The sequence below is a fragment of the Alcanivorax sp. 24 genome (genome assembly GCF_004360225.1).
Classification (GTDB): domain Bacteria; phylum Pseudomonadota; class Gammaproteobacteria; order Pseudomonadales; family Alcanivoracaceae; genus Alloalcanivorax; species Alloalcanivorax xiamenensis.
In genome coordinates, this window is the sequence record NZ_SNUA01000004.1 from 70725 (window position 1) to 93020 (window position 22296).

A 22296-nucleotide genomic window follows, 5' to 3' on the forward strand; every position below is an offset into this window, starting at 1 on the left:
GGTGCTCCCTACGTGGTTTCCTTTCCCGCACTGGCGTGGGTAAACTGCAAAACAAAAAGGCCGTCCACGAGCCTGGAACCCGAGTCCGTGTCTACGTTAACTCAGCAACATATGGATCATTCCCGCCATGCGGTGATGCGTGCCCAGTGCCGCCACTTGAGTGCCGGCTTGCGTGGCATGAGCATGCTGGAAGCGGCCACCGTGCTGGTCACCCTGGCGGCCTACTGGGCCACGCCGGTGTCCCTGCTATTGCTGCTGGGATGGGCGGCGCTGACGCTGACCTTCATAGCGGCGCGCATCCTGTGGCTGCAATCCTGGGACCTGGACGAGGATACCGACCACCGCCAGTTGCGCCGTTACATCTCGCTGTTCGTCCTGATCTCCGGTCTGCTGCTGGGGCTTGGCGGCCTGCTGCTGAACCTCCAGTCCACCACCCCGGACGAGTCCCTGTTCTATGCACAGCTGACCCTGGGTTGCCTGGGCATTGGTCTGGGTATCGTGGCGCTGGCCGCCTACAGCAGCCATCTGTTCACCGTGGTGAGCTATCAGGCGCTGCTGCTGACCCCCGCCTTTACCCAATTGCTGCTGACACAACCGGACAATCCCGCCCTGGCCACCACTTTACTTGCCATCGCCGGCTTTCTGTTTCTCACCGCCCGTTACATCAACAGCACCTCTCACCGTGCCCTGGACCTGCAGATCAGCAACACAGCCCTGATCGACTACCTGGACCGGGCCCGTGCCAATGCCGAGGCGCTGAACGAAAAGCTGGCCGAGGAGATTTGCGAGCGGAAGGAGGCGCGACGACGCCTGCAGGAGGCCAACGACCGGCTCGAATCCATGGTCAGCGAGCGCACCCGGGCGTTGGAAGTGGCGAATCGGGAGCTCACCGCCACCGGCGAGCGCCTGGAGCTGGCGCTGGAGGCCAGCAATATCGGCCTGTGGGACTGGAACCTGAACACCGGTTCCAACTACCACACCAATTTCGACCGGCTGCTTGGCTACGAGAACGAATACTTCGGCAACTTCTTCGGTGATCTCAAGCAGCTGGTTCACCCGGACGACTTTCCCACCATCCGCCGCGGCATGGTCGCCCACTTCAAGGGCGAGACCGATCGCTATCACGCCATTTACCGGCTACGTCACAAGCAAGGGCACTGGTGCTGGCTGGAAGACGACGGCCGTGTGGTGGAGTGGGACGATAATGGCCGGGCCATCCGCATGATCGGTACCCGCCGCGATATCACCTCTCAGCGCGAAGCCCAGGAACAGCAACGTCTGGCCGCCACCGTCTTCGAGAATGCGCCGGAAGGCATCTTCATCCTTGACCGGCAGTTCCGCTTCCTCGCCGCCAACGCCCGTTTCGAGCAGATCACCGGCTATCGCGAGGAAGAGATGAACGGCAAGAGCATCGCCGACAGCGAGCATGCCCGCCGCCACCGCAATCTCTACCACACCATCCGCCTGGGGCTGCGCCGCAACGGCTTCTGGGAAGGCGAGATCACCGGGCGCCGGCGCAACGGCGAGATCTTTCCCGAATGGGTGCAGATCAGCAGCGTGCTCGATGAACGTCAGCGGGTGATCCGCTACGTGGGCATGATTTCCGATCTCACCTCGCGCAAGGAGGCGGAGGAACGGGTCCGCTTCCTCTCCAACTACGACCGCCTGACCGGCCTGCCCAATCGCACTCTGTTCCGCGAGCGGTTGCACAAGGCACTCACCCTGGGGCGTCTCAACCGCTCCCGGGTGGCACTGCTGATGATCGACCTGGACCGCTTCAAGCCGATCAACGAATCGCTCGGCCACGAAATCGGCGATCGCCTGCTGAAACTGGCCGCCGACCGCATCTCGCAATGCGGCCCCGGAGAGGAGAGTCTGGCCCGGGTCGGCGGCGACGAGTTCGCCCTGGTGCTGGATAACTGCGGCGGAGAGCCACAAATCGGCGCTCTGTGCCAGAAGATCATCAACGCTATGAAGAAGCCGTTCCTGATCGACGGCCACGAGCTGCTGCTGGGCGCCAGCATCGGCATCAGCCTGTTCCCGTCCACCGCCATGGACGCCCAGCCAATGATCAACCAGGCCGACATGGCGGTGCATCAGGCCAAACGCAGCGGCGGCAACAACTACCAGTTCTACCGCAGCGGCATGCAGGTGGCGTCGGTGGAGCAACTGGCGCTGGAAACCAGCCTGCGCAAGGCCATCTTCAAAAACGAGTTCGTGGTCCACTACCAGCCGAAAATGGACCTGGCCAGCAACGCGGTGTCCTCGGTGGAAGCTCTGGTGCGCTGGCAACACCCGAGCATGGGGTTGCTGCCACCGTCGGAGTTCATCCCGCTGGCGGAGGAGTCCGGCCTGATCTCCGCCATCGGCGAACTGGTGCTGGAACGCTCCTGCCGCCAGGCGCGCCAGTGGCACAAGCAGGGGCTGGGGGATATCCGGGTATCGGTGAACCTGTCCGCCCACCAATTCCGCAAGGGCAATCTGGCCGACGTCATCGACCGCATCCTCGAACTCACCGGCCTGCCCGCCCATCTGCTGGAACTGGAATTGACCGAAAGCCTGATCATGGAGGATCTGGAGCAGAATATCGCCTTGCTGGAACGGCTGCGCTCACGGGGCATCGGCCTGTCGCTGGATGATTTCGGCACCGGTTATTCCTCGCTCAGTTACCTCAAGCGCTTTCCGGTGGACACCTTGAAGATCGACCGTTCCTTCATCACCGATCTGACCCAGAACGCGGACGACGCCGCCATCACCCGCGCCATTATTGAAATGGCGCACAGCCTCAACATGAGTGTGGTGGCGGAAGGGGTGGAGACCACGCAGCATCTGGAAATTCTGCGTGCCATGGGGTGTGACGGCATTCAGGGTTTCCTGATCAGCCGGCCGGTGGAAGAGAACAAGATCCGGGAGATGCTGCGCGACCAGCACAACCTTTCGCCACGACGGATGTCGTGATCCGGATTAAACCCGAATTTCGCGGTCGCCGGCCCACTGGTCGCTGACACGCCTGCACGCAACACGCTGGCACGCTGCCCCCCGACGCGTCTGCTGGTTCGGGGAGATGAATTCGGCCGGTTCCGATTCGAGTGTCAACACGCATCCCACAGAAGCGCTACAGGGTCGCTGTGGGAAGCGGCCGGGCGGCGCTCCGTTTTAGCGTGTTGGCGTGTTGCGTGTAAGCGGGCTGTTCGACCATGGTGGACCCCAGTGGTCCCCAGGCCGCGCTTCGTTTCAATCAATGGCCGGCGGCTCGTCGCCCAATATCGCCAGGGTTTCCGGTGCTTCGAAGAACGGCGTCAGATGACGGCGCAGCCAGGCCTCCAGCATGCCGTTATCGCGCAACACCCGCACCACGCCCGGGGCGAAGCGGCGGGCATCGTCCAGCATGGTTTCACGGTCGATTCCCACTTCCTCGAGCAATTCCAGCAGGGAACTGTCACGGTATTTGTCAAAGAAGGTGTGCACGCCCTCGCTCAGCAGGGTGGTGAAATAGTCGCTGTGCCGGAACTGCCGCCAGAAGTCATAGCCGATCACGAACAGCTCCTGAATGTCCTCGCTGCCCAGCAGGTCCCGCAGTTCCGCCACCGGGCGTTCGGACAGTTCGCGCCAGCCATCCAGAATCAATTCCCGTAGCGAGGCCAGGTTTTCGTCGCTGTAGAGCCAGGGATCACTGAGTAACGCTTCCATCCGCCGCATCAACCAGTCCTGCAGGCGCAGCTCCGCGGTGGCGCGCCAACGCTCCGGCACACGGCGTCCCAGCAGCCCCCGCACTGCCTCGGGTATCCCCTGATGCAGCCAGGTTTTGACACCCAGCTGGGTGCCGCCGGCCAATAGCGCCAGCAACACCGGGTTGTGGCTGAGCCAGGTGATTCCCTGACGGGACAGCGGCACTTCCAGCAGCTTGTCCACGGTGGCGGTGATGGTGTCCTCGTCCACCAGTTCCCCGATCAACCGATCACTGTCGGTACCACTCTGGTACAGGCGCTCCATCATTTCGCCGACCAGTTCCGGCACCCCGCCACCCAGTTCCATGGTGGCCGCGTACTTGTGCGCGGTGGTGATCACCTGCTCCGGAGTCACGACCTCTCCCAGACGCAGCCGGCCGGCTTCGGCCAGCAGGTAATCAAGCTCCTGCTCCAGCCAGACATTCAGCTGTTCCGGCGCCAACGTACGCTGGAAGTGCGCCACCAGCGCATCAAGTAAACAATTTGCCTTGATTTGTCTATTGTCCGTCACGACATAACCCTGCTGTTAGAAGTGCCTTGCTGATGGCCGGGCCAACTGTATCATCGAGTGATGTAACATTCATTAGAGGTACGTGATTATGGCCATCTCAATTCTGCCGACGCGCCGCAACCTGCGTTTCAAGCTGGATCCGGCGAAGGCCCTCACTTGGCATCGTGACGGCCTCAATGTCAGCCAGTTTCTTAATACCATGAGCCTGTTTTTTCCGGTCGGCGAACGCTTTTTCATAGACAGCGTTCGTCATTACCGGGAGCTGGTTCAGGATCCCGAGCTGAAAAAAGCGGTGGCCGCCTTTATCGGCCAGGAAGCCATGCACGGCCGTGAACATGATGAGTACAACGACCATGTCGCCAGCGCCGGCGTTCCTCTGAAAGCCCAGGAGCGGCTGGTCGAAACGCTGCTCAAGCAAATCCAGAAGCGCGCGCCTCAGTCCTTCCAGTTGGCCAGCACCGTGGCCCTGGAACACCTTACCGCGATTCTCGCCGACGGGCTGCTCAGCCTGCCGGAAATCATGGAGGGTGCGGACGACGGCTACAAGGCCATTTGGAATTGGCACGCCCTGGAAGAGACTGAACACAAAGCGGTGGCCTTTGACGTCTACCAGCTGGCGGTGGGTACCGACGACCGTTTGTCCGCCTACGCGCTGCGGACCTCCTCCCTGGTGATCTCCACCACCGTGTTCTTTGCCCTGTTCCTGCCGTTCTACGTGCATAACGTACGCGTTACCGGTGGTCTGTTCGACGCCAAGGGCTGGCGCTCGGTGCTGCGTCACAGTCTGGGCAAGAAAGGCATCTTCCGCTACACCGCCAAGGCCTGGCTGGACTGGTTCAAACCGGGGTTCCATCCGTGGGACCACGACAACCGCCGGTACCTGGAGCAGTTCGAGGAACTGCTCGGTGACGTCCTCACCGACGCCGCCTGATCCCATCCCCTTTTGGCCACCCACCGGCGGCCCTGCCTTGCGCCGGCCTCCCCCGCCGGCTTTTTTTATCGCCGCCGTCCATGGCGGCAACCCTTTGGACCGATTCGCTGGCAAGCCAGCTTCCCACAGCGGTTTCGTGGCCTTTCTGTGGGAAGCTGGCTTGCCAGCGAATTCATATCGGGAGGCCCCGTTCCTATCAACCTCTGTATCAGCAACAGGCTGGATTTACATCCGTCCTCGCTCAATCCAGGCCGAACTGCCGCATTTTCCGATATAGCGTCGCCCGGGCGATGCCGAGGTCCTTCGCGGCGGCGGAAACATTGCCTTTGTGTCGCGCCAGCGCCACTCGCACCGTTTCACATTCCGCCTGTTGCAAGGTCCCCGAAGGCCGCGTCGATGAGGACGCGGCCAGCGATCGAAGCGAAGCCGGCAAATGCTCCACCGTTACAATACCGTCCTCCGACAACGCCACCGCCAATCTCAGCGCCTGTTGCAGTTCACGGATATTGCCCGGCCAGCAATGCCCCCGCAGCGCTCGCCAAGCTGCCTCGGACAACACCGGCGGCTCTTCCCCCCGTGCTTCCCCGGCCAGCAGGTGCCGCACCAGGTCATCGAAATCCTGGCGCTGACGCAGCGGCGGCAGCGGCATTTGCAACCCGTTAATGCGATACAACAGGTCTTCACGGAACAGCCCTTCCGCCACCCTTTGTTCCAGGTCCCGGTGGGTGGCGCAAATCAATGAACATTGCACCGCGGTGCCACGGGTAGCCCCCAACCGGGTGACCTCCCGTTCCTGCAATACCCGCAAAAGACGCGCCTGCAACTCCAGTGGCATATCACCAATTTCATCCAGGAACAGCGTGCCACCGTCGGCCTGTTCGAACTTACCCGGCATGCCCCCCTTGCGTGCACCGGTGAAAGCGCCGCCCTCGTAACCAAACAGCTCGGATTCAATCAAACCCGCCGGAATCGACGAGCAGTTCACCGCCACAAAGGGCCCCTCGGCACGGGGCCCGGAACGATGCAGCCACCGCGCCATCACCTCTTTGCCGGTGCCGGTCTCGCCGCGCAACAGAACCGGCAGATCATGGTGGAAAGCCCGCTGGGCCTGGCGCAACAAGCCGTTAACCCCGGGATCATCGTGGAAAGGCGCTTGCGGGTCAGGCTGTCCCACCGGCGTCGGACCCGACGGAGAAAAGCCGCTAAAGCGCGGCGATGGCCGCCCCTCCAACCGGCAAAACAATTGCAAGCCGCCATGACAGGACAGAGCCACCGGCGTATTCCCGGCGGTCCAGACGCGCTCCATACTCCCCTCGAATAGCGTCTCGAAACACAGCCGGCCGCCACCTTCCCCCATGGGGAGATCAAGCATCTGGCGGGCCACCGGGTTGGCGCCCAGCAGACAGCCGTCACCGTTAAAGTGCAGCAGCCCGCGCATCGGCGAATCGGTCAGTTCCGGACGATAATGGACCGCCAGCCGCAACTCGCCGCCAATACGCCGCATCATGCGGTTCTCAATTGCCCGCACGGCCAACGCCACCGGCTCCAGAATGCCAATACGATGACCACCATGACGCCGGGAGGCGTCCAGCACCGCCACCAGCTCACCGTAAGGGTCGCGAAGCGGCACAGCCGCGCAGGCGAACACACGGGCCTCATCGAGAAAATGTTCACTGCCACAGACCACCGAGGGGCGCCCTTCCGCCAGTGCGCACCCCGGACCATTGGTGCCGGCCACGGATTCATTCAGATTGACACCAACGCGCAGCGCCGGAGCGAGGTCGCGACAGGCCGGGTTTTCGTTACCCAGGGCATGAATCACCACGCCCCCCGCCTCGATACAGGCCAGGATCCAGTTAGCGCGGCCCAATGAATGAAACAACAGTTCCATTTCCGGCGCCACGTCATCCAATAACAGATGATGATGCTCGCCAATGCGGCGCACGTCGGTACGGGACACGACGTTAAAGATGACCCGATCATCGGGACACAATCCATGATGACGTGAGCGCAGCCAGGAGCGCACCACCGAATCGTCCAGTAGCTGGGGGGGCACATCCCGGCCTTCCTCGAACAGTCGCCTGGCTTTTTTAACACGGTGATCGAAGTCGAACGGGTTAATCTGCATAGCGCTCTCCGGAATCCTGTTTTGTTGTTATACAGCCGGTACTCACCACTGTTTCAAAACGATACACCCATCTATCCGGCAACGAACTCAGGGTCTGCTTCAGGGTCTCTCAAACACCTGACAATCCACAGTATTTTTTAATTTTTCCCAAAAAAACAAGTATGGCACGCCCTCTGCAATACAACAACGAGGTGGCTGTTCGCGAGGGTGACAGTCCGCCTTCGAGGACTTCTATTTTTTGCGACGCTTTCTATCGAATAACAGAAACAAGGAACCGATTTCATGAACGACGACAAGAACGTAAAAGCGGCTTCCCGAAAACCCATCATACCGAAGAAAAAGACCGCCCTGTCACTGCTGGTCGGCGCGCTCTCGGTAGCGGCGGGCCAGAGCCACGCCGTGGACGTGGACGCCGGCGACTATACCGCCTTGCCCGCGGGCACCAATCTGGCCATGGTCTATTACCAGTACGCCGATCGCGACCGCCTCTACAGTGACGGCGACCGGGTACCCATTGATGCCGGACTCGAGTCCCATGTTGGCATTTTACGCGGCGTTCATTTCACGAAAATTGGCGATTACATCGTTGATCCTCAGTTCCTGCTTCCCTTCGGCCACCTGGAAGGGAAGGACGACACCAAGTCACTGGGCGATGCCGATGGTCTCGGCGATTTGATTCTCGCCGCCACGGTCTGGTTGGTGAACAAACCTGAAACCAATACCTACTTTGGTATTACGCCTTTTGTTTATGTGCCTACTGGCACCTATGACCACGACGACGCGCTTAACCTTGGCGAGAACCGATGGAAGTTCGCTCTGCAGGCGGGCTATATCACCGGCCTCACCGAGAAGGTGTTCCTCGACATCGCCGCCGATGTCACCGTGCACGGAAAAAATGATGATTTTGGAGCCAACAAGGACACACTGAAGCAAGACCCCCTGTTCCAGGTCCAGACCTTCCTGCGCTATCAGCTACGTGAAAATCTGGATTTACGTGCCGGGCTTTCCCACACCTTCGGCGGGGAAACCGAAATCAACGGTACCGACCAGGATGATCGTTCCAGAACCACCAAGATGACCATCGGCAGTGGCTGGTTCGTCACGCCTTCCGTGCAGCTACTGGCGAATTATGGGCGCGATCTTTCCGTTGAAAATGGTTTCAAGGAAAACAATCGTTTCAACCTGAGAATTCTCAAGGCATTCTGATCAGTAGCGTCACCGGTGCTCCGGCACCGGTGCGTTCACAGGCAGCGTGATAAAAACGAAAAGGAGCACCTGAAAATGAATTTGATGCTTGCATCCCGAAGGGCGTCCATACCCTCCCTGTTACTACTGTCGTCCCTGTTTGCCACGACGCCGGTTCTGGCTGACCAGGCCGGACCGGACGAGGCCTCCATAGTCGCCAACCGCGACAGTGGCAAGGACTGGCCCAGCCATGGTTTTGATTACGGCGGTACCCGCTTCAGCCCACTTACGCAGATCACCAGCAAGAACGTGGATGAGCTCGGCCTGGCCTGGTCCTACGATCTGAACTCCACGCGCGGCATTGAAGCCACGCCGATCGTGGTGGATGGCACCATGTACGTAACCGCCTCCTGGAGCGTGGTGCACGCCCTTGACGCAAAGACCGGCAAACGCCTGTGGAGTTATGACCCGAAGGTTCCCCGGGAGAAAGCCTACGAGGCCTGCTGTGATGTGGTGAACCGTGGTGTCGCCGTTTACAAGGGCAAGGTTTTCGTCGGTTCCCTGGATGGGCGACTGGTGGCGCTTGACGCCAACAGCGGCAAAAAACTCTGGGAAACGGACACCATCATCGACCGCTCCCGGCCCTATACCGTTACCGGGGCACCCCGCGTTTTTCGCGGTAATGTGATCATCGGCAACGGCGGCGCGGAATTCGGTGTGCGCGGTTACATCACCGCCTACGACGCCGAGACCGGCAAGCAGAAATGGCGTTGGTTCACCGTGCCCGGTGACCCGGCCAAGCCGTATGAAAACGAAGCCATGGCCAAGGCGGCGAAGACCTGGGACCCCAAGGGTAAGTATTGGGAGTCCGGCGGTGGCGGCACGGTATGGAATTCCATGGTGTTCGACCCGGAATTGAACCTGATGTACATCGGTACCGGTAACGGAAACCCCTGGGTACATCGCAAACGCAGCCCCGCCGGCGGCGACAACCTTTACCTGGCCTCCATCGTGGCGATCAATCCGGAAACCGGTGACTACGTCTGGCACTACCAGGAAACACCAGGGGACAACTGGGACTACACCTCAACCCAGGATCTTATCCTGGCCGACATTAAAATTGACGGCAAGCTGCGCAAGGTGATCATGCATGCGCCGAAGAACGGCTTCTTCTTTGTCGTGGATCGCACCAACGGCAAATTCATATCGGCGCAAAACTTTGTCGATGTGAACTGGGCCACCGGCTATGACAAGAACGGTCGGCCAATCGAGATCGCCGAAGCCCGCTCCGAGGACAAACCCTTTGACGCTATCCCCGGCCCCTTCGGCGGACACAATTGGCATTCCATGTCCTACAGCCCGAAAACCGGACTGGCTTATTTTCCGGCGCAGAATATCCCGCTGAATCTGATGGAAGATAAAAACTGGAAGGAGCACGGCAGCAACAAACCGGGACAACCAATGAGCGGCATCGGCTGGAATACCGGCATGTTGATCAATGCCGAGACACCTTCCAGCAAACCGTTCGGCCGGCTGCTGGCCTGGGACCCGGTCAAGCAGCAGGAGCGCTGGCGTTATGAACATGTGGCGCCCTGGAACGGCGGTACGCTGTCCACCGCCGGAAACCTGGTGTTCCAGGGCACCGCTGACGCCAGGCTGATGGCGTTCGACGCCGGCAGCGGCGATGTACTGTGGCAGTCCCCCATGGGTACCGGCGTAATTGCCGCGCCAATCAGCTACCAGGTGGACGGCGAGCAGTACATCACCATCGCCGCTGGCTGGGGCGGGGTATTCGGCCAGACTCAGCGCGCTTCGGAGACGACGACACCGGGTACCGTTTATACCTTCAAATTGAATGGCAAAGCGGAGATGCCGGAGTTCACGAAACACCAGCTCGGCAATCTTCTTACCGGCGTCAAGTACGACCCGGCCCTGGTGGAAGAAGGCACTTACCTTTACGTCAGCAACTGCGTGTTCTGCCATGGCGTCCCCGGTGTCGACAAGGGTGGCAACATTCCCAATCTGGGTTATGTGGACAAGAGCTTTATTGAAAATCTCGACAAGTTCGTCTTCAACGGCCCCTTTGTGTCGCGGGGAATGCCGGACTTCACCGGCAAACTCAGCGCGGAAGACGTGGAGAAGATCAAGGCGTTCATTCAAGGAACCGCCGACGCGATAAGACCCAAGAAATAACTCGATACCACTTTTTTCAATCACTCACACAGCAACACGGCCCGGTTTATCCGGGCCACGGGGAGCTTTTGCCATGAATATGATGACGGAATTCGGTCACACCATTGAGAGTCGCACCCGGACCTTTCTGGAAGCCACCCACCATCGCATGCTGATCGGTGACCAGTGGGTGGAAGCCGTCGAAGGGCAACGTCTGGAGGTGATCAACCCGGCGGATGAAACCGTACTCGGCACCGTTCCGGCCGCCGGGCAAACCGATGTGGATCGCGCGGTACGCGCCGCCGGGCAAGCCCTTGAAAACGGCCCGTGGGGAAGAATGCGCCCCTCCGAACGCCAGAACCTGATGCTCAAACTGGCGGATTTGATCGAACGCGACGCCAAGGTGCTGGCCGAGATCGAGTCCATCGACAACGGCAAGTCCGCGCAAATCGCGCAAGCAGTGGACATCACTCTGTGTATTGAATTTTTCCGCTACATGGCCGGCTGGGCCACCAAGATCGAAGGCGCGTCGCTGGACGTTTCGGTACCGTTCGCTCCACCGGAAAGCGAATTTTTCGCCTATACCCGCCGTGAACCGGTCGGCGTGGTGGCGGCGGTGGTACCCTGGAATTTCCCGCTGCTGGTCGCCACCTGGAAGTTAGCGCCGGCATTGGCGGCCGGTTGTACCGTGGTTCTCAAACCCGCCGAGCAGACGCCGCTCACCGCACTTTATCTCGGCACGCTACTGCAGGAGGCCGGTTTCCCCGATGGTGTGGTGAACATCATCACCGGAGACGGTCCGGATGCCGGCGCTCCGTTGGTGGCTCATCCCGGGGTCAGCAAGGTGAGTTTCACTGGTTCCACCGAAGTGGGCAAGCTGATCGGCCGCGCCGCCATGGACAACATGACCCGGGTCACCCTGGAGCTTGGTGGTAAATCACCGATGATCGTACTCGACGACTGTGATCCGACCCTGGCCGCCCAGGGCGCCGCCCAGGCGATTTTCTTCAACCACGGTCAGGTGTGCTGTGCCGGGTCACGCCTTTACGTACACAAAAAGCTGTACGACAACGTGGTGGCGGAACTCGCGGACCTGGCCAAGGCGCTGCCCATGGGGCCAGGGCTGGATCCGCAAACCCATCTCGGACCTCTGGTCTCCCGTGAACAACTGGACCGGGTGTGCGGTTATATCGACCTGGGTCGTGAACAGGGCGCGGAACTGGTGACCGGCGGCGCGCGCGCCAGTCGCAGCGGTTACTTTGTCGAGCCCACGGTATTCGCCAGTACCGATGACGATCTGCGTATCGTGCGGGAGGAGATTTTTGGTCCGGTGGTGGTGGCGCTACCGTATGAGGATCTGGACGATGTGGCCCGCCGCGCCAACGATACCCCCTACGGGCTTGGCGCCAGTATCTGGTCCAACGATCTGTCGCGAGTGCATCGTCTGGTACCGAAAATCAAAGCGGGAACGGTGTGGGTCAACTGCCACAACATGCTGGACGTCGCGGTACCGTTCGGTGGCTATAAGCTGTCCGGCTTCGGTCGTGACATGGGCCGGCAGTCCCTGGATGCGTACCTGGAAACCAAATCTGTTTTCATGGCGGTTTAGATAACCGCCGGCTCCAACGGATTGATGGTCTGGTGCCTTTCCGCCGACGTGATGCGACGTGCGTCGGCGGTTTTTTTAAAGAGAGAGCTGGTGCATTCGAGCCGGCACACTCCCAACCGGAATGCAAGTTAAGAACAATTATCGCTGTCTTGCCAACGCGGGTTGCAGATCCGGATAGACATGCGAAGCGGCGTCAATCACGTCCTTGAAGTTGGCACTACCGCCATGTGTATTCACCAGCCACCGCGCCATGTCACCGACCGAGTGGAACGACTGATCCGATGTGGCACGGATGTACTCCCACCCCCCGGATGCCTTGATCGCCGCGTCACGGCCAACCGCCTTACCGCTTTTCGACCCTGCCATGCCGCCCAGAAAGCTGCCAAAAAAACCGCCCCCAGGTACATTCTCCATCAGCTTTCGCCCTGCGTAAGCCCCGGCAGCGGCGCCAACAGCGGACCCCGTGGCCTCCCCCATTTTGGTGTTGATCGCCTTATTCACCCATTCTGCAGTGACACCGTCGGAGGTATAAGGGCTGAGGTACGGCCCGGAGTTATCCGAAATCACCAGGTCGGCGATATTAACCGGGGCCGCCGTCTCACCTTGTGTATCCAACCCCTTTTGCCCTTCAAGATAGGTCAACTCGGAAGCACGGCCTTCCGGCCCTCGTATCAGGACCACTTCGCGCTCTTGTGAGTCCTGATTGTTCATCAGTTTCAGTTTTACCCGAGTATAGGGTTGGCCACGAATCACATGGATTGCCTGGTTAAGACCGTAGCCTTTCAATATGACCCATTGAGATTCCGGTGTGGGTGCCGCCGCCAGAATCAGATCCCCCAGCAGGATTTGTCCACTTTGTTCCGCAACCGAACCAGGGTTGATCCGAACCACCATCGGGTAGCCTCTGTGCTTCACCAGCCCCGCGCCAATGGCACCAGAGCCGGCTGGCGACAGTGATGATGCACAGCCCGTCAATTGAACCAGAAGCACGAACCCCAATACGTGCAGGATGGCTTTCATTCTCATGGTAACGCCCTTTCAGGAAATGTTGTCGTAATCGTTTTTCAAGGCCGCATTCTTTCCATGGTCAGCAACGCCAACTCTCGGCCTATCTGGCTCAGTGATACCGGCATATCACGTTTCTGGTAGCCACTGGACGTCGCCACCCAATGCGATTCCTTATCGCTCTCTGGAGGTTCCGCCGTGGTTGAAAACGTTGTCACTACCGTGGCGTTTTCCGTGGACAGGACCCTCACCCGATACCCCGGATCACTGCCATCGCCGGCGGTTAACTCCAGGACATAGTCGGCGTATTCCGCCAGTGCGCGCATCTGCAGGCGCAACTGGTCCGGAGACAAGCGCGAGAAGGTGCCATCCTCCAAGGCATTATCGGATAGACGCCGCGCCAGTCCCTCATCCACCATGCTTGCCCCCGCCGACTGGAACGTTCCGATCAGGCCATCCCGTAAGGCGAAAGAGGTTTCCTTTTGCCGTTCACCCGGCACGCCGCGGGTTTCCGATTGCACACCCGCGGCAACATTTCCCTGTTGTTGCGTCCTTTTTCTTCCGTCGCTTTGTGAAGACTTTCCGCTCATGGCCAAGGTGGTCCGATGGTAGCCATACCAGTCGCTGACGCGGTCGGACAGCGCCTGGTGCCAAAGCACAGCGATACGAGGGCGATCGGGGAACCGCTCGCGGAATTGATCAACAATAGAGTCGGCATCACTGATGCGACCCGACCGCGTACTTAAGTCACTCCACCCCTGCTCCGTCAGCGGGGATCTGGCCGGGGCCATCATCGGCGCGGCGGAATGATCCTGTGCTAGCGCGGCGCCAATACCCGCCAACGCCAACATCAAGACCGTAGCCTGAACGCAGCTCATCGTGCCTGCCTCACTTCAATACGATATTGCAGCCGTTCCGTGCCCACGGATTTTTCCCGGTACACCGCGCTGGAATTAGCTGGTACCGGCAAACGTTGCCATACGGGTTTGGCATCCACCGGTATGCCTTGTTGGGAAAAAAACCGGGTTCTCGCCTCCACTACATAGTTGTGATCGGTGTGATTGCGCAGCTCCAGCCAGACTTCAGAGGTTCCTGTATCCGTGTGTCCAATGCCATGCCCCGCGCTGGAAAGGCGCAACACTTTATCCGGGCCGAACAGCCCTTCGCTGAAGTTCCGGTTCAGGTCGTAATCGGCGAAGACGACGGTATTGAAACCGGGCTCTTCAAGGCGCTGGCTCAGCTCCTTTTTACTCATCCCCGGGCTTTGACAGCCGCCCATTAAAGACAGCAAGCCCATCGCCCAAACCGCATTCATCAATCTGGTTCGCATCATGGTGAGACCCCTTCTGGTGTAGATCGGACGAAGGCAAAGCCATTGCCTTTGCCGTCGTAATGGACGGCTATGGTGGCGACTCTATCCACCATCAGCGCACCATCGGCATCCAGGAACACCATCCGCGACCCGTTGCTGACAGGATCACTTCGCACGGTGGTCAGATGAATTTGATCGGGAAGCCGACGCCAATAGCGTGTGTCCGCCCGAGTACGCGAACGAGCGGACAATCCTTGCGCCGCCACGCCGATGGCGGTGATGGTGTGAAAGCCAGCCGCCACCGCACCGCCGGCACTGGTGCTGAGCCCGGCCAGCACGCTGCTGTCGCTGACCGAGGTCAGAGCATCACCCGTGGCCTCAGCACTTTTCTTGAACTGAACCTTACCTTCGATAATGCGGTCCACGGTCCGCCCTCCCCGAGTTGATGCCTGAAAAAAAACATCCTCGATCGGGAAAAGCGACTGTGATACAGCGGCCGTTTCAAGGCGAGCACCCTGTGTCTGTATCTCACGGCCACGGCGGTAGACCAATTGATAGTGTCCAACACCGTCAGCTAACTTGCGCGGGGCACTGCCGGTTTCGGCAATGACAAGGGTGTTGTCGTCGTCATCCGGCAAGGGGCCATTCGGGCGGAGCCGCCGATACTCGGCAAAGTGCTGTTTGGCCAAACTGCCGTTACCATCCAGGCGTGCCGCCCAGCCCGCCAGGAAGATCAAGGACGCAAAGTCCGTGGCGTGCTGCTCTTCCTCGGCGAAGGCATCCTGCAATAGGCCACTCATGAAAGCCGCCCTCGCATTGCCGTAATCACCCTCACGCAGGAATAGCAAACCCCGGTAGTAGAACACCATGCTCCGCTCGTAGGGCTCGCCCTTGAATTCCTTTTCTCCTTCCTCGTACCAAAGGCTGCGCGCCCGGTGTGCGGCATCGTTGTCCGCGTATACGCTTTCGATGTTGACAATGGCCTGGTCGAACGCGGCGCGGGCCAGATCATATTCCTGCAAATGAAATGCCGCCGCGCCGATTTCCATCAAATTGAGAACCTCATTGCGGCGGCCTTCTTCAAATAGTGCGCGGTACAGCGGTCGCAATGATGGAGGCTTTTGGTCCACCACTTCCTGCTGAGCCACTGAAAGTGTTCGCGGCTGATACTGAGTGGGGCCGGTGGCGCAGCCCGCGAGAGCCATAACGGCCACACCGGCGGCCATCAGTTTAGCGATAGAGCACATTGTCCTGAGCCGCTTTGCGCATTTCGTAAGAGCCACTCCAAACGATGGTGCCCAGCTCCAGGTCCACCATTTCGAAGGTAACCTGATGGTAACGGGAGCGGGTCTGGGTATTGCGATCCATTGCGTCCAGGGAGGCGACCCGCCCGCCAAGGCGGTAATCCGCACCCGCGGTGGCCTGGGTCTTGCGGATGGTTCCTCCATCCACGGCACCATCCCGCTTCAGCGCCCGTTCCTTCTCCACCATGTCGGCATAGTGACGTCCGACAAAGATCAACCGGCCATTGGCGGCCCGGTTCAGTTCCACGCGCAGGCGGTCAGTGAGAAGATTGGTATTGATGATCGACGAGCTTTCGTTGCGCATATACTCGTTGTCGATGATGATCCGTGGCGGCACGTCGCGGGCCGCAAGAATGCGGTTGGCGAGCATGTCACGCATCATCTGGTCGGTCATGGCCACCACGTCCTGTGATTCGATACCCACACCCTGTACCCGTCCGGATGTGGTTGGGTCTTCATATACGGTGGCCTGTCCGGCCACATTATCCACTTGTACTGGAGCACAGCCTTGAATTCCAGCCAGTACCGCCGCGGCAACCAAACTCTTCCGGATCATTATTGTCCGCCTCCGTATACACGGTCGGGCCGACAATCGCCTGCGGGGATAAAGCAACGCGGCGCGACGTACTTCAGAACGCTTTGGAAAAGCCGGCTCCCCAAGGACCCCCGCGGGCTCCCTCCGGCTACCGGGCAAGACTAGACAGTTTAGAGCGGCCGCACATACCCCATATGGGGTATGTGGGACGGATATCGCAGGTCACGGAAAGGGGGTTGAGTAAGGCTCTAACAGCAGAGCGGGCTTCTATGGCCACCTTGCCGCGATCACCGAATCCTCGCTCTCCGAAGAAACCCGGGGCGGGGAGGATGGCGGATGAGGAATAGCGGCAAGCAGCTCACGGGTATAGGGATGTTCCGGACGGTCCAGTAAGTGTTCAGCCGACCCTTGCTCGACAATCCGCCCCGCTTTCATTACCAGCACCCGCTCACACAACAGCCGCACCACATTGAGATCGTGGCTGATGAACAGATAGCTCATACCCAGACGCTCGCGCAGTTCCACCAGCAGATTGAGCACCACTGCCTGCACCGATACGTCCAGCGCCGCCGTCGGCTCGTCGAGAATCAGCAGCTTCGGTTCCAGGGCAATCGCCCGGGCGATTCCCACCCGCGCTTTCTGACCGCCGGAGAGCTGATGGGGAAAGCGGTCAAGCAGGTGATCCGGCAGCCCCACCATTTCCGCCACTGCCTCCACCTTGGCGCGCAACGCGGAGCCGCCCACACTGGCAAGCCGCATCAGCGGATCACTGATCGAGCGGCGCGCGCTCCAGCGGGGGTTAAGACTGTCGGTCGGGTCCTGGAACACCATCTGCAGACTGGCACGGGCCGAATGGCCGGCAAAACGTTTTCCCGGCACCGCGCCGATGTCCTCACCGTTAAACAGAATGTGGCCGGATGTGGGGTCCAGCAAACGCATGATCATCGACGACGTGGTGGACTTGCCACAGCCGCTTTCGCCCACCAGCCCCAGGCTTTCACCGGAGCGTACTTCGAAGGACAGGCCGTCCACGGCCCGGTACTCATCGCCCTTGTCCTTGCCGGGGAATACCTTGACCAGATCCTGTATTTGCAGCAGCGTTTCGCCAGGCGGGCGCGTACTCGGTGTACGGCGGCGCGAATCCTCTTCCGGCAACAGATCCGCCACCTTTGAATCAAGTCTTGGTGTCGCCTGCAACAACCGCCGGGTATAGGGATGCCGGGGGTTGGCGAACAAGGTGGCGGTATCCGCTTCCTCGACGACGCGCCCTTTTTCCATCACCACGATGCGGTCACAGTAAGCGGCGGCGAGACCAAGGTCGTGGGTAATCAGCAAGGTCGACATATTACGCTCGGCGGTGAGCTCACGGATCAGATCCATCACCGCCTTTTGCGTGGTCACGTCCAGACCCGTAGTGGGTTCATCGGCGATCAGCAACCGCGGCCGGCAGGCCAGGGCGACGGCGATCACCACCCGCTGACACATGCCCCCGGACAGTTCGAACGGATAGGCGTGATAGCGGCTTTCCGGATCGTTGATACGTACCGCCTTGAGCACGTCGATGGCTTTTTCCCTGGCATCGGCGCGGGTGGCCAGACTGTGTTCGATCAAAACGTCTTCAATTTGACGGCCCACCGAACGGATCGGATTGAGCGCCGCCCGCGGATTCTGGAAGATCATCGACATCTCACGGCCACGCAGATCCCGCATGGTGCGCTCATCGGCCTTGCCCACATTGATACCACCGAACACGATACTGCCACCGGCGATGCGACCGGCACGATCAAGGATGCGCATCACCGCGTAAGAGGTTACCGACTTACCCGAACCGGATTCCCCGACGATGCCGACGGTTTCTCCCTTGGCCACGGTGACCGAAACCTGCCGCACCGCGTCCACCACGCCGCGACGGGTACCGAATTCCACGGTGAGCGCTTTTATATCCAATAACGGTATGCTCATATTCTCACCTCAAGTACGCCGCTGCGGATCGACCAGATCGCGCAGACCGTCACCGAGCAGATTAAACGTGAACACCGCCAGCATCAGTGCCACCCCGGGGAAGAAAGCCAGCCACCATTCACCGGACACGATGAAGTTGGCACCTTCCGCCACCATGATTCCCCACTCCGGTGTTGGCGGGCGCACGCCCAGACCGATGAACGAAAGACCCGCGGCATTGAGAATGGCCCAACCCATGTTGAGCGAGATTTGCACCATCATCGGCGGCAGAGTGTTGGGAAAAATATGCTGAGCCAGAATGCGCCAGTCGCCATTGCCGGACAGGCGCGCCGCCTGCACGAAGCCGGCATTGCGGCGGATATTCACTTCCGCCCGAGCCATGCGTGCGTAGAACGGCAAGTTGATGATGGCCGTGGCATAGACGATGTTTTCGATGGTATTGCCCGCCGCCGCCACCACGCCCATGGCGAGCACGAACAGCGGAAACGCCATGATGGTATCCAGCAGCCTGCCGGTGATGCGGTCCGCCCAACCACCAAAGTAGCCCGCCACCGCCCCCATGGCGGAGCCGATAACAAAGGCCAGGGCCACCGCGGCCAGAGAGATCATCAGATCCAGACGGGTCGCCACCACCACCCGGGAAAACACGTCACGACCGAGATGATCGGTACCGAACCAGTGATTCCAGGATGGCGGCTGCAGCGCGCGGCCGCCGTTGGTGGCCATCGGGTCGTAAGGCACCAGCGCGGGCCCGGCCACGGCGGCGATGACAATAAACAGAAAAAGCAGCGCCGCCAGCGCGGTCACCGGATTTTCCGTCATCACATAACGGGCATGGCGGGTGAAATTCTTCACCGAGGAAAGTGACATCGGATCAGTCCTCCATACCCAGACGGGGATCGACCAGGGTGTAGGTCACATCGATCAACAAATTGAGAATCACGAACAGTAGCGCCATGGACAACACGAAGCCTTGCACCGCGGCGTAGTCTGATACCACCAGCGCTTCCACCGCGTAGGAACCGATACCCGGCCAGGCGAACACTTTTTCCACCAGCACATTGGCGCCAAGAGCAAAGGAAAACACCATGCCCAAAGTAGTGATCACCGGCAGAATGGCATTGCGCAAAGCATAGCTGTAAAGCACTTTATTGCTGGAAAGGCCCGCCGCCCGGGCAGTGCGAATGAAGTCCCCTTCCAGCACCTGCAACATGGCAGCCCGGGTCATGCGGGCAATCGGCGCCAGAGTGAATAACCCAAGGGTCACCGCCGGCAGAATCAGTTGCGCCAGCGCCGCACGCGCTGTCTCGAAATCAGCATCGATCAGCGCATCGATCACATAGAAGCCAGTAACGTGAGGCGGCGACAAATAGAGAATATCGAGCCGCCCCATCGGCGCCGGTGACCAGCCCAGCAGAAAATAGAACAGGTACACCAAAGCCAGCCCGGTAAAGAAAGTGGGCAGCGATACCCCGGCGGTCACCACGAATCGGCACAGGTGGTCGATCCAGGAGTTGGGACGGGTGGCGGCCAGAATCCCCAATGGCATCGCCACGGCTATCGAGAACAGTAACGCGAACCCGGTCAGTTCCAACGACGCCGGCAGACGCCTGGTCAGCTCGGTCAGCACCGGCTGACCAGTGGAAATGGACTGCCCCAGCTCCCCACGCAAAAGATCTCCCACGTAGGCAAGGAACTGAACCGGCAGCGACCGGTCCAGCCCCATGCTGACGCGGATCTGTTCGATGGACTCCGCCGACGCCGCCGGCCCGGCGAAATAAACCGCCGGGTCTCCGGGCAGCGCCCGGGTCAAAAGAAACGACACCACGACAATGCCGATCAACACCGGAATCGCCTGTAGCAGGCGATAACCCACCAGCCGCAAGCGCTTGGGAACACGCACCATGATTCAGTCCTGTTTCAGAGTCAGCGGCCGCACATCCAGCTGACGGTGGTACCAGTACTCGTAGCCGCCGGTGTTCTGTTGCATGGCCACGTTCAGCGAGGGTTGATACAGCGGAATGCGCGGCACATCGTCGATGGCGATTTCGATCATGCGTCGAATCTTCGGCGCATAGCTGGGATCGTCCTGGGCCATGAACAGGGTTTCATCCACCAGTTCCGCGATCTCCTTGTTATCGTAGTTGGAGGAATTGAACAGGTTTCCTTTCACGTAGGCCCAATAGAAGTAATAGTCCGGCGTATTCAACCAGCCTCCGAAGTTTTCCAGATGCAGTGGCAGTGACTTCTCCACTAGTGCCACGGTTCGCCAATTGGCGCCCGGCACCTTGTTCAGCGACACCTTGATGCCGATCTTGCCCAACGCTTCCTGGATCAACAGCGCGGTGGGTTCAGCCCAGTCCGCCTGGCCGAGATCGAACGACAGTGGCACGGAGAAACCGTCAGCGTGGCTGGATTCCGCCATCAATGCCCTGGCCTTCTCCAGATCCTGGCTGTAGGGAAAAGGTTGTGGCCAGGTGATGCTTTCCGGTTTGGCGCTATCCCCACCCCACATCGGCACGCCGCGCCCGTAGGCGGCATTGTTGAAAATCGCTTCGTAAGGCACCGCATAGGCGATGGCCTGACGTACCTTTTTATCCTGGAACGGCTCGAAATTGAGATTGGTGCAGAGCACATGCAGACAGTTCTCGATCGGCGTGCTGACCACCTTTGCCTTACCGCCCGCCTCCAGTTCGCGCGCATCCTTGGCCGGGATATTCTGTGAGAAATGCACGTCTCCCCGTTCGATCAAGGCGCGGCGGGTGGACTGCGAGGGAATCTCCCGAATAATCACGCGCTGGATCTTCGGCACCGGCCCGCAAGCCCAGTCGTCATTGCGGCTGTAGACCAGCTGCTGCCCGGAATCCCAACGTTCCACCTTGAACGCACCGGAGCCGGCGGGAGTACGATGCAGGTATTCCGTGGCCCAGGGATCCTGCTCGGTGGCGTGCGCCTTGGCCGCTTGGGAATTGATGACGATGGCCACTGGCGTGGTCAGGTCCGGCAGCGTCAATTTGGACGAGTGCGGCAAATGGATGCGGAAAGTCTTGTCGTCCACCGCCTCGAACTGCTCCGGTTCTTCCAGGGAGCCGGCGGCCATCTGAGCGGTGGGGAAACCACCGAGCGTCACGGCGCGATCAAAGGACCATTTCACATCCTCGGCGGTGACCGGCTTGCCATCCCAGAAACGAGCGTTGTCGCGAATCTTGAACGTCAGGACGCGACCATCCCCGGAGACCTCCCAGGATTCAGCCAGCTCCGGTTGCAGATTGTCGTAATCGTAGCTGAGAGAACCGTCTTCCAACTGTTTGTGGCCGAAGGTCAGCAGACGGTCGTAGCAGTTTACCGCTACCTGATAGCTGGGCCGGTTAGTGCCGCTGCGGTGTATGTCCAGACTGTTGATGGTGGTCCCGGTGACCACCACCAGGGTGTCATTCCGGGCCGCCATAGCCGGCATGCTCTTGAGGAAAGTCAGAGCCCCCACACCCACGGACAAAGCGGAGATGCCCTTTAAAAAATCGCGACGGTACATGAACATTGCCCCCTACGGGTTAACATGAATACCAGGGTGTATGCAGGTTCCGGGCCAGATGCCGGTGGGCTTCGGGAGGCTTTTTTTGAAGGTGTCGGGCGATGGCGCGCGGCCCTTCCGGAAGGATTTCTGACAGCCCCGCAGCGCCCCGCTCAGCCGCCTTGCATGCAAGCGCGGGGCGCCACCCCACTCTGGGGCACGAGCCGGGCTTTCTGATCGTGGCGCACCAAATCGGAGCGCCACCGCACCAGGGCCATCCATCGCTCCGTTAAGGCCAAAATGACGGGTCGGCCGGGCGTACTGCCCCCGGTCTCCGGCGCCGGGGCAAATTACCCACGCGAGTCCAGGAGCGACAATGAAGCCCGTTTGCTTCAGGAATCCG

The 22296-nt window shown here is 60.2% G+C and carries 16 protein-coding genes; 5 read left to right on the forward strand and 11 right to left on the reverse strand.

Annotation, left to right across the window (positions count from 1 at the left end; all coding sequences use genetic code 11):
* Nucleotides 1–87 precede the first annotated feature (87 nt).
* Nucleotides 88–2958, forward strand: coding sequence for an EAL domain-containing protein (locus tag E0L37_RS07150; RefSeq protein WP_240687438.1), 2871 nt, complete (start codon nt 88–90; stop codon nt 2956–2958).
* 276 nt (nt 2959–3234) lie between these two features.
* On the opposite strand, the gene E0L37_RS07155 is transcribed toward E0L37_RS07150, so the two are convergent.
* Nucleotides 3235–4239 carry a hypothetical protein gene (locus E0L37_RS07155; protein ID WP_133491082.1) on the reverse strand — a complete coding sequence of 335 codons (1005 nt, stop codon included), beginning with the start codon at nt 4237–4239 and terminating at the stop codon, nt 3235–3237.
* Between the two features lie 88 nt (nt 4240–4327).
* Here E0L37_RS07155 and E0L37_RS07160 point away from each other — a divergent pair, with 88 nt between their 5' ends.
* Nucleotides 4328–5170 carry a metal-dependent hydrolase gene (locus E0L37_RS07160; protein WP_133491083.1) on the forward strand — a complete coding sequence of 281 codons (843 nt, stop codon included), beginning with the start codon at nt 4328–4330 and terminating at the stop codon, nt 5168–5170.
* Nucleotides 5171–5411: 241 nt separating this feature from the next.
* Here E0L37_RS07160 and E0L37_RS07165 read toward each other — a convergent pair whose 3' ends face one another.
* The gene (locus E0L37_RS07165; RefSeq protein ID WP_133491084.1) at nt 5412–7298 is read right to left on the reverse strand and encodes a sigma-54-dependent Fis family transcriptional regulator; all 1887 of its coding nucleotides are present in this window, start codon (nt 7296–7298) and stop codon (nt 5412–5414) included.
* 282 nt (nt 7299–7580) lie between these two features.
* Between E0L37_RS07165 and E0L37_RS07170 the strand changes: the two genes are divergently transcribed.
* The 3 genes from E0L37_RS07170 to E0L37_RS07180 all read left to right on the forward strand — a co-directional run bounded on the left by E0L37_RS07170 (nt 7581) and on the right by E0L37_RS07180 (nt 12264).
* A complete protein-coding gene (locus tag E0L37_RS07170) occupies nt 7581–8504 on the forward strand; it encodes a transporter (RefSeq protein ID WP_097058881.1) in 924 nt (307 codons plus the stop codon).
* Nucleotides 8505–8579: 75 nt separating this feature from the next.
* Nucleotides 8580–10676: a PQQ-dependent dehydrogenase, methanol/ethanol family gene (locus tag E0L37_RS07175; RefSeq protein ID WP_133491085.1), complete on the forward strand. Its 2097-nt coding sequence runs from the start codon at nt 8580–8582 to the stop codon at nt 10674–10676.
* A gap of 73 nt (nt 10677–10749) precedes the next feature.
* Nucleotides 10750–12264, forward strand: a complete 1515-nt coding sequence (locus tag E0L37_RS07180) for an aldehyde dehydrogenase family protein (RefSeq protein ID WP_305015732.1) — start codon at nt 10750–10752, stop codon at nt 12262–12264.
* Between the two features lie 138 nt (nt 12265–12402).
* Here the strand turns inward: E0L37_RS07180 and E0L37_RS07185 are convergent, their stop codons facing one another.
* The 9 genes from E0L37_RS07185 to E0L37_RS07225 all read right to left on the reverse strand — a co-directional run bounded on the left by E0L37_RS07185 (nt 12403) and on the right by E0L37_RS07225 (nt 21914).
* Complete coding sequence (locus E0L37_RS07185; RefSeq protein ID WP_133491086.1) at nt 12403–13284, reverse strand: hypothetical protein; 882 nt, start codon at nt 13282–13284, stop codon at nt 12403–12405.
* Nucleotides 13285–13328: 44 nt separating this feature from the next.
* Nucleotides 13329–13790, reverse strand: coding sequence for a hypothetical protein (locus E0L37_RS07190; RefSeq protein ID WP_133491087.1), 462 nt, complete (start codon nt 13788–13790; stop codon nt 13329–13331).
* Between the two features lie 353 nt (nt 13791–14143).
* Nucleotides 14144–14602 carry a hypothetical protein gene (locus E0L37_RS07195; protein WP_051015562.1) on the reverse strand — a complete coding sequence of 153 codons (459 nt, stop codon included), beginning with the start codon at nt 14600–14602 and terminating at the stop codon, nt 14144–14146.
* The gene (locus E0L37_RS07200) at nt 14599–15807 is read right to left on the reverse strand and encodes a hypothetical protein (protein WP_101536274.1); all 1209 of its coding nucleotides are present in this window, start codon (nt 15805–15807) and stop codon (nt 14599–14601) included. Before E0L37_RS07200 ends, E0L37_RS07195 begins: the two co-directional genes overlap by 4 nt.
* Before the next feature lie 4 nt (nt 15808–15811).
* Complete coding sequence (locus E0L37_RS07205) at nt 15812–16309, reverse strand: penicillin-binding protein activator LpoB (protein WP_205655588.1); 498 nt, start codon at nt 16307–16309, stop codon at nt 15812–15814.
* Nucleotides 16310–16687: 378 nt separating this feature from the next.
* Nucleotides 16688–18382, reverse strand: coding sequence for an ABC transporter ATP-binding protein (locus tag E0L37_RS07210; RefSeq protein WP_133491089.1), 1695 nt, complete (start codon nt 18380–18382; stop codon nt 16688–16690).
* A gap of 9 nt (nt 18383–18391) precedes the next feature.
* Nucleotides 18392–19252 (reverse strand): ABC transporter permease, encoded by an 861-nt coding sequence (locus E0L37_RS07215; protein ID WP_133491090.1) that lies wholly within the window; start codon nt 19250–19252, stop codon nt 18392–18394.
* A gap of 4 nt (nt 19253–19256) precedes the next feature.
* Entirely contained in the window at nt 19257–20288 is a 1032-nt protein-coding gene (locus E0L37_RS07220) for an ABC transporter permease (RefSeq protein ID WP_133491091.1), read from the reverse strand.
* Between the two features lie 3 nt (nt 20289–20291).
* Nucleotides 20292–21914: an ABC transporter substrate-binding protein gene (locus E0L37_RS07225; protein WP_133491092.1), complete on the reverse strand. Its 1623-nt coding sequence runs from the start codon at nt 21912–21914 to the stop codon at nt 20292–20294.
* Nucleotides 21915–22296: the final 382 nt, after the last annotated feature.

Bases quoted from the DNA above. Each gene is read 5' to 3' on its own strand.
- E0L37_RS07160 (WP_133491083.1), top strand. From the start codon at position 4,328: ATGGCCATCTCAATTCTGCCGACGCGCCGCAACCTGCGTTTCAAGCTG.
- E0L37_RS07165 (WP_133491084.1), bottom strand. From the start codon at position 7,298: ATGCAGATTAACCCGTTCGACTTCGATCACCGTGTTAAAAAAGCCAGG.
- E0L37_RS07170 (WP_097058881.1), top strand. From the start codon at position 7,581: ATGAACGACGACAAGAACGTAAAAGCGGCTTCCCGAAAACCCATCATA.
- E0L37_RS07175 (WP_133491085.1), top strand. From the start codon at position 8,580: ATGAATTTGATGCTTGCATCCCGAAGGGCGTCCATACCCTCCCTGTTA.
- E0L37_RS07180 (WP_305015732.1), top strand. From the start codon at position 10,750: ATGAATATGATGACGGAATTCGGTCACACCATTGAGAGTCGCACCCGG.
- E0L37_RS07185 (WP_133491086.1), bottom strand. From the start codon at position 13,284: ATGAAAGCCATCCTGCACGTATTGGGGTTCGTGCTTCTGGTTCAATTG.
- E0L37_RS07195 (WP_051015562.1), bottom strand. From the start codon at position 14,602: ATGATGCGAACCAGATTGATGAATGCGGTTTGGGCGATGGGCTTGCTG.
- E0L37_RS07200 (WP_101536274.1), bottom strand. From the start codon at position 15,807: ATGGCCGCCGGTGTGGCCGTTATGGCTCTCGCGGGCTGCGCCACCGGC.
- E0L37_RS07210 (WP_133491089.1), bottom strand. From the start codon at position 18,382: ATGAGCATACCGTTATTGGATATAAAAGCGCTCACCGTGGAATTCGGT.
- E0L37_RS07215 (WP_133491090.1), bottom strand. From the start codon at position 19,252: ATGTCACTTTCCTCGGTGAAGAATTTCACCCGCCATGCCCGTTATGTG.
- E0L37_RS07220 (WP_133491091.1), bottom strand. From the start codon at position 20,288: ATGGTGCGTGTTCCCAAGCGCTTGCGGCTGGTGGGTTATCGCCTGCTA.
- E0L37_RS07225 (WP_133491092.1), bottom strand. From the start codon at position 21,914: ATGTACCGTCGCGATTTTTTAAAGGGCATCTCCGCTTTGTCCGTGGGT.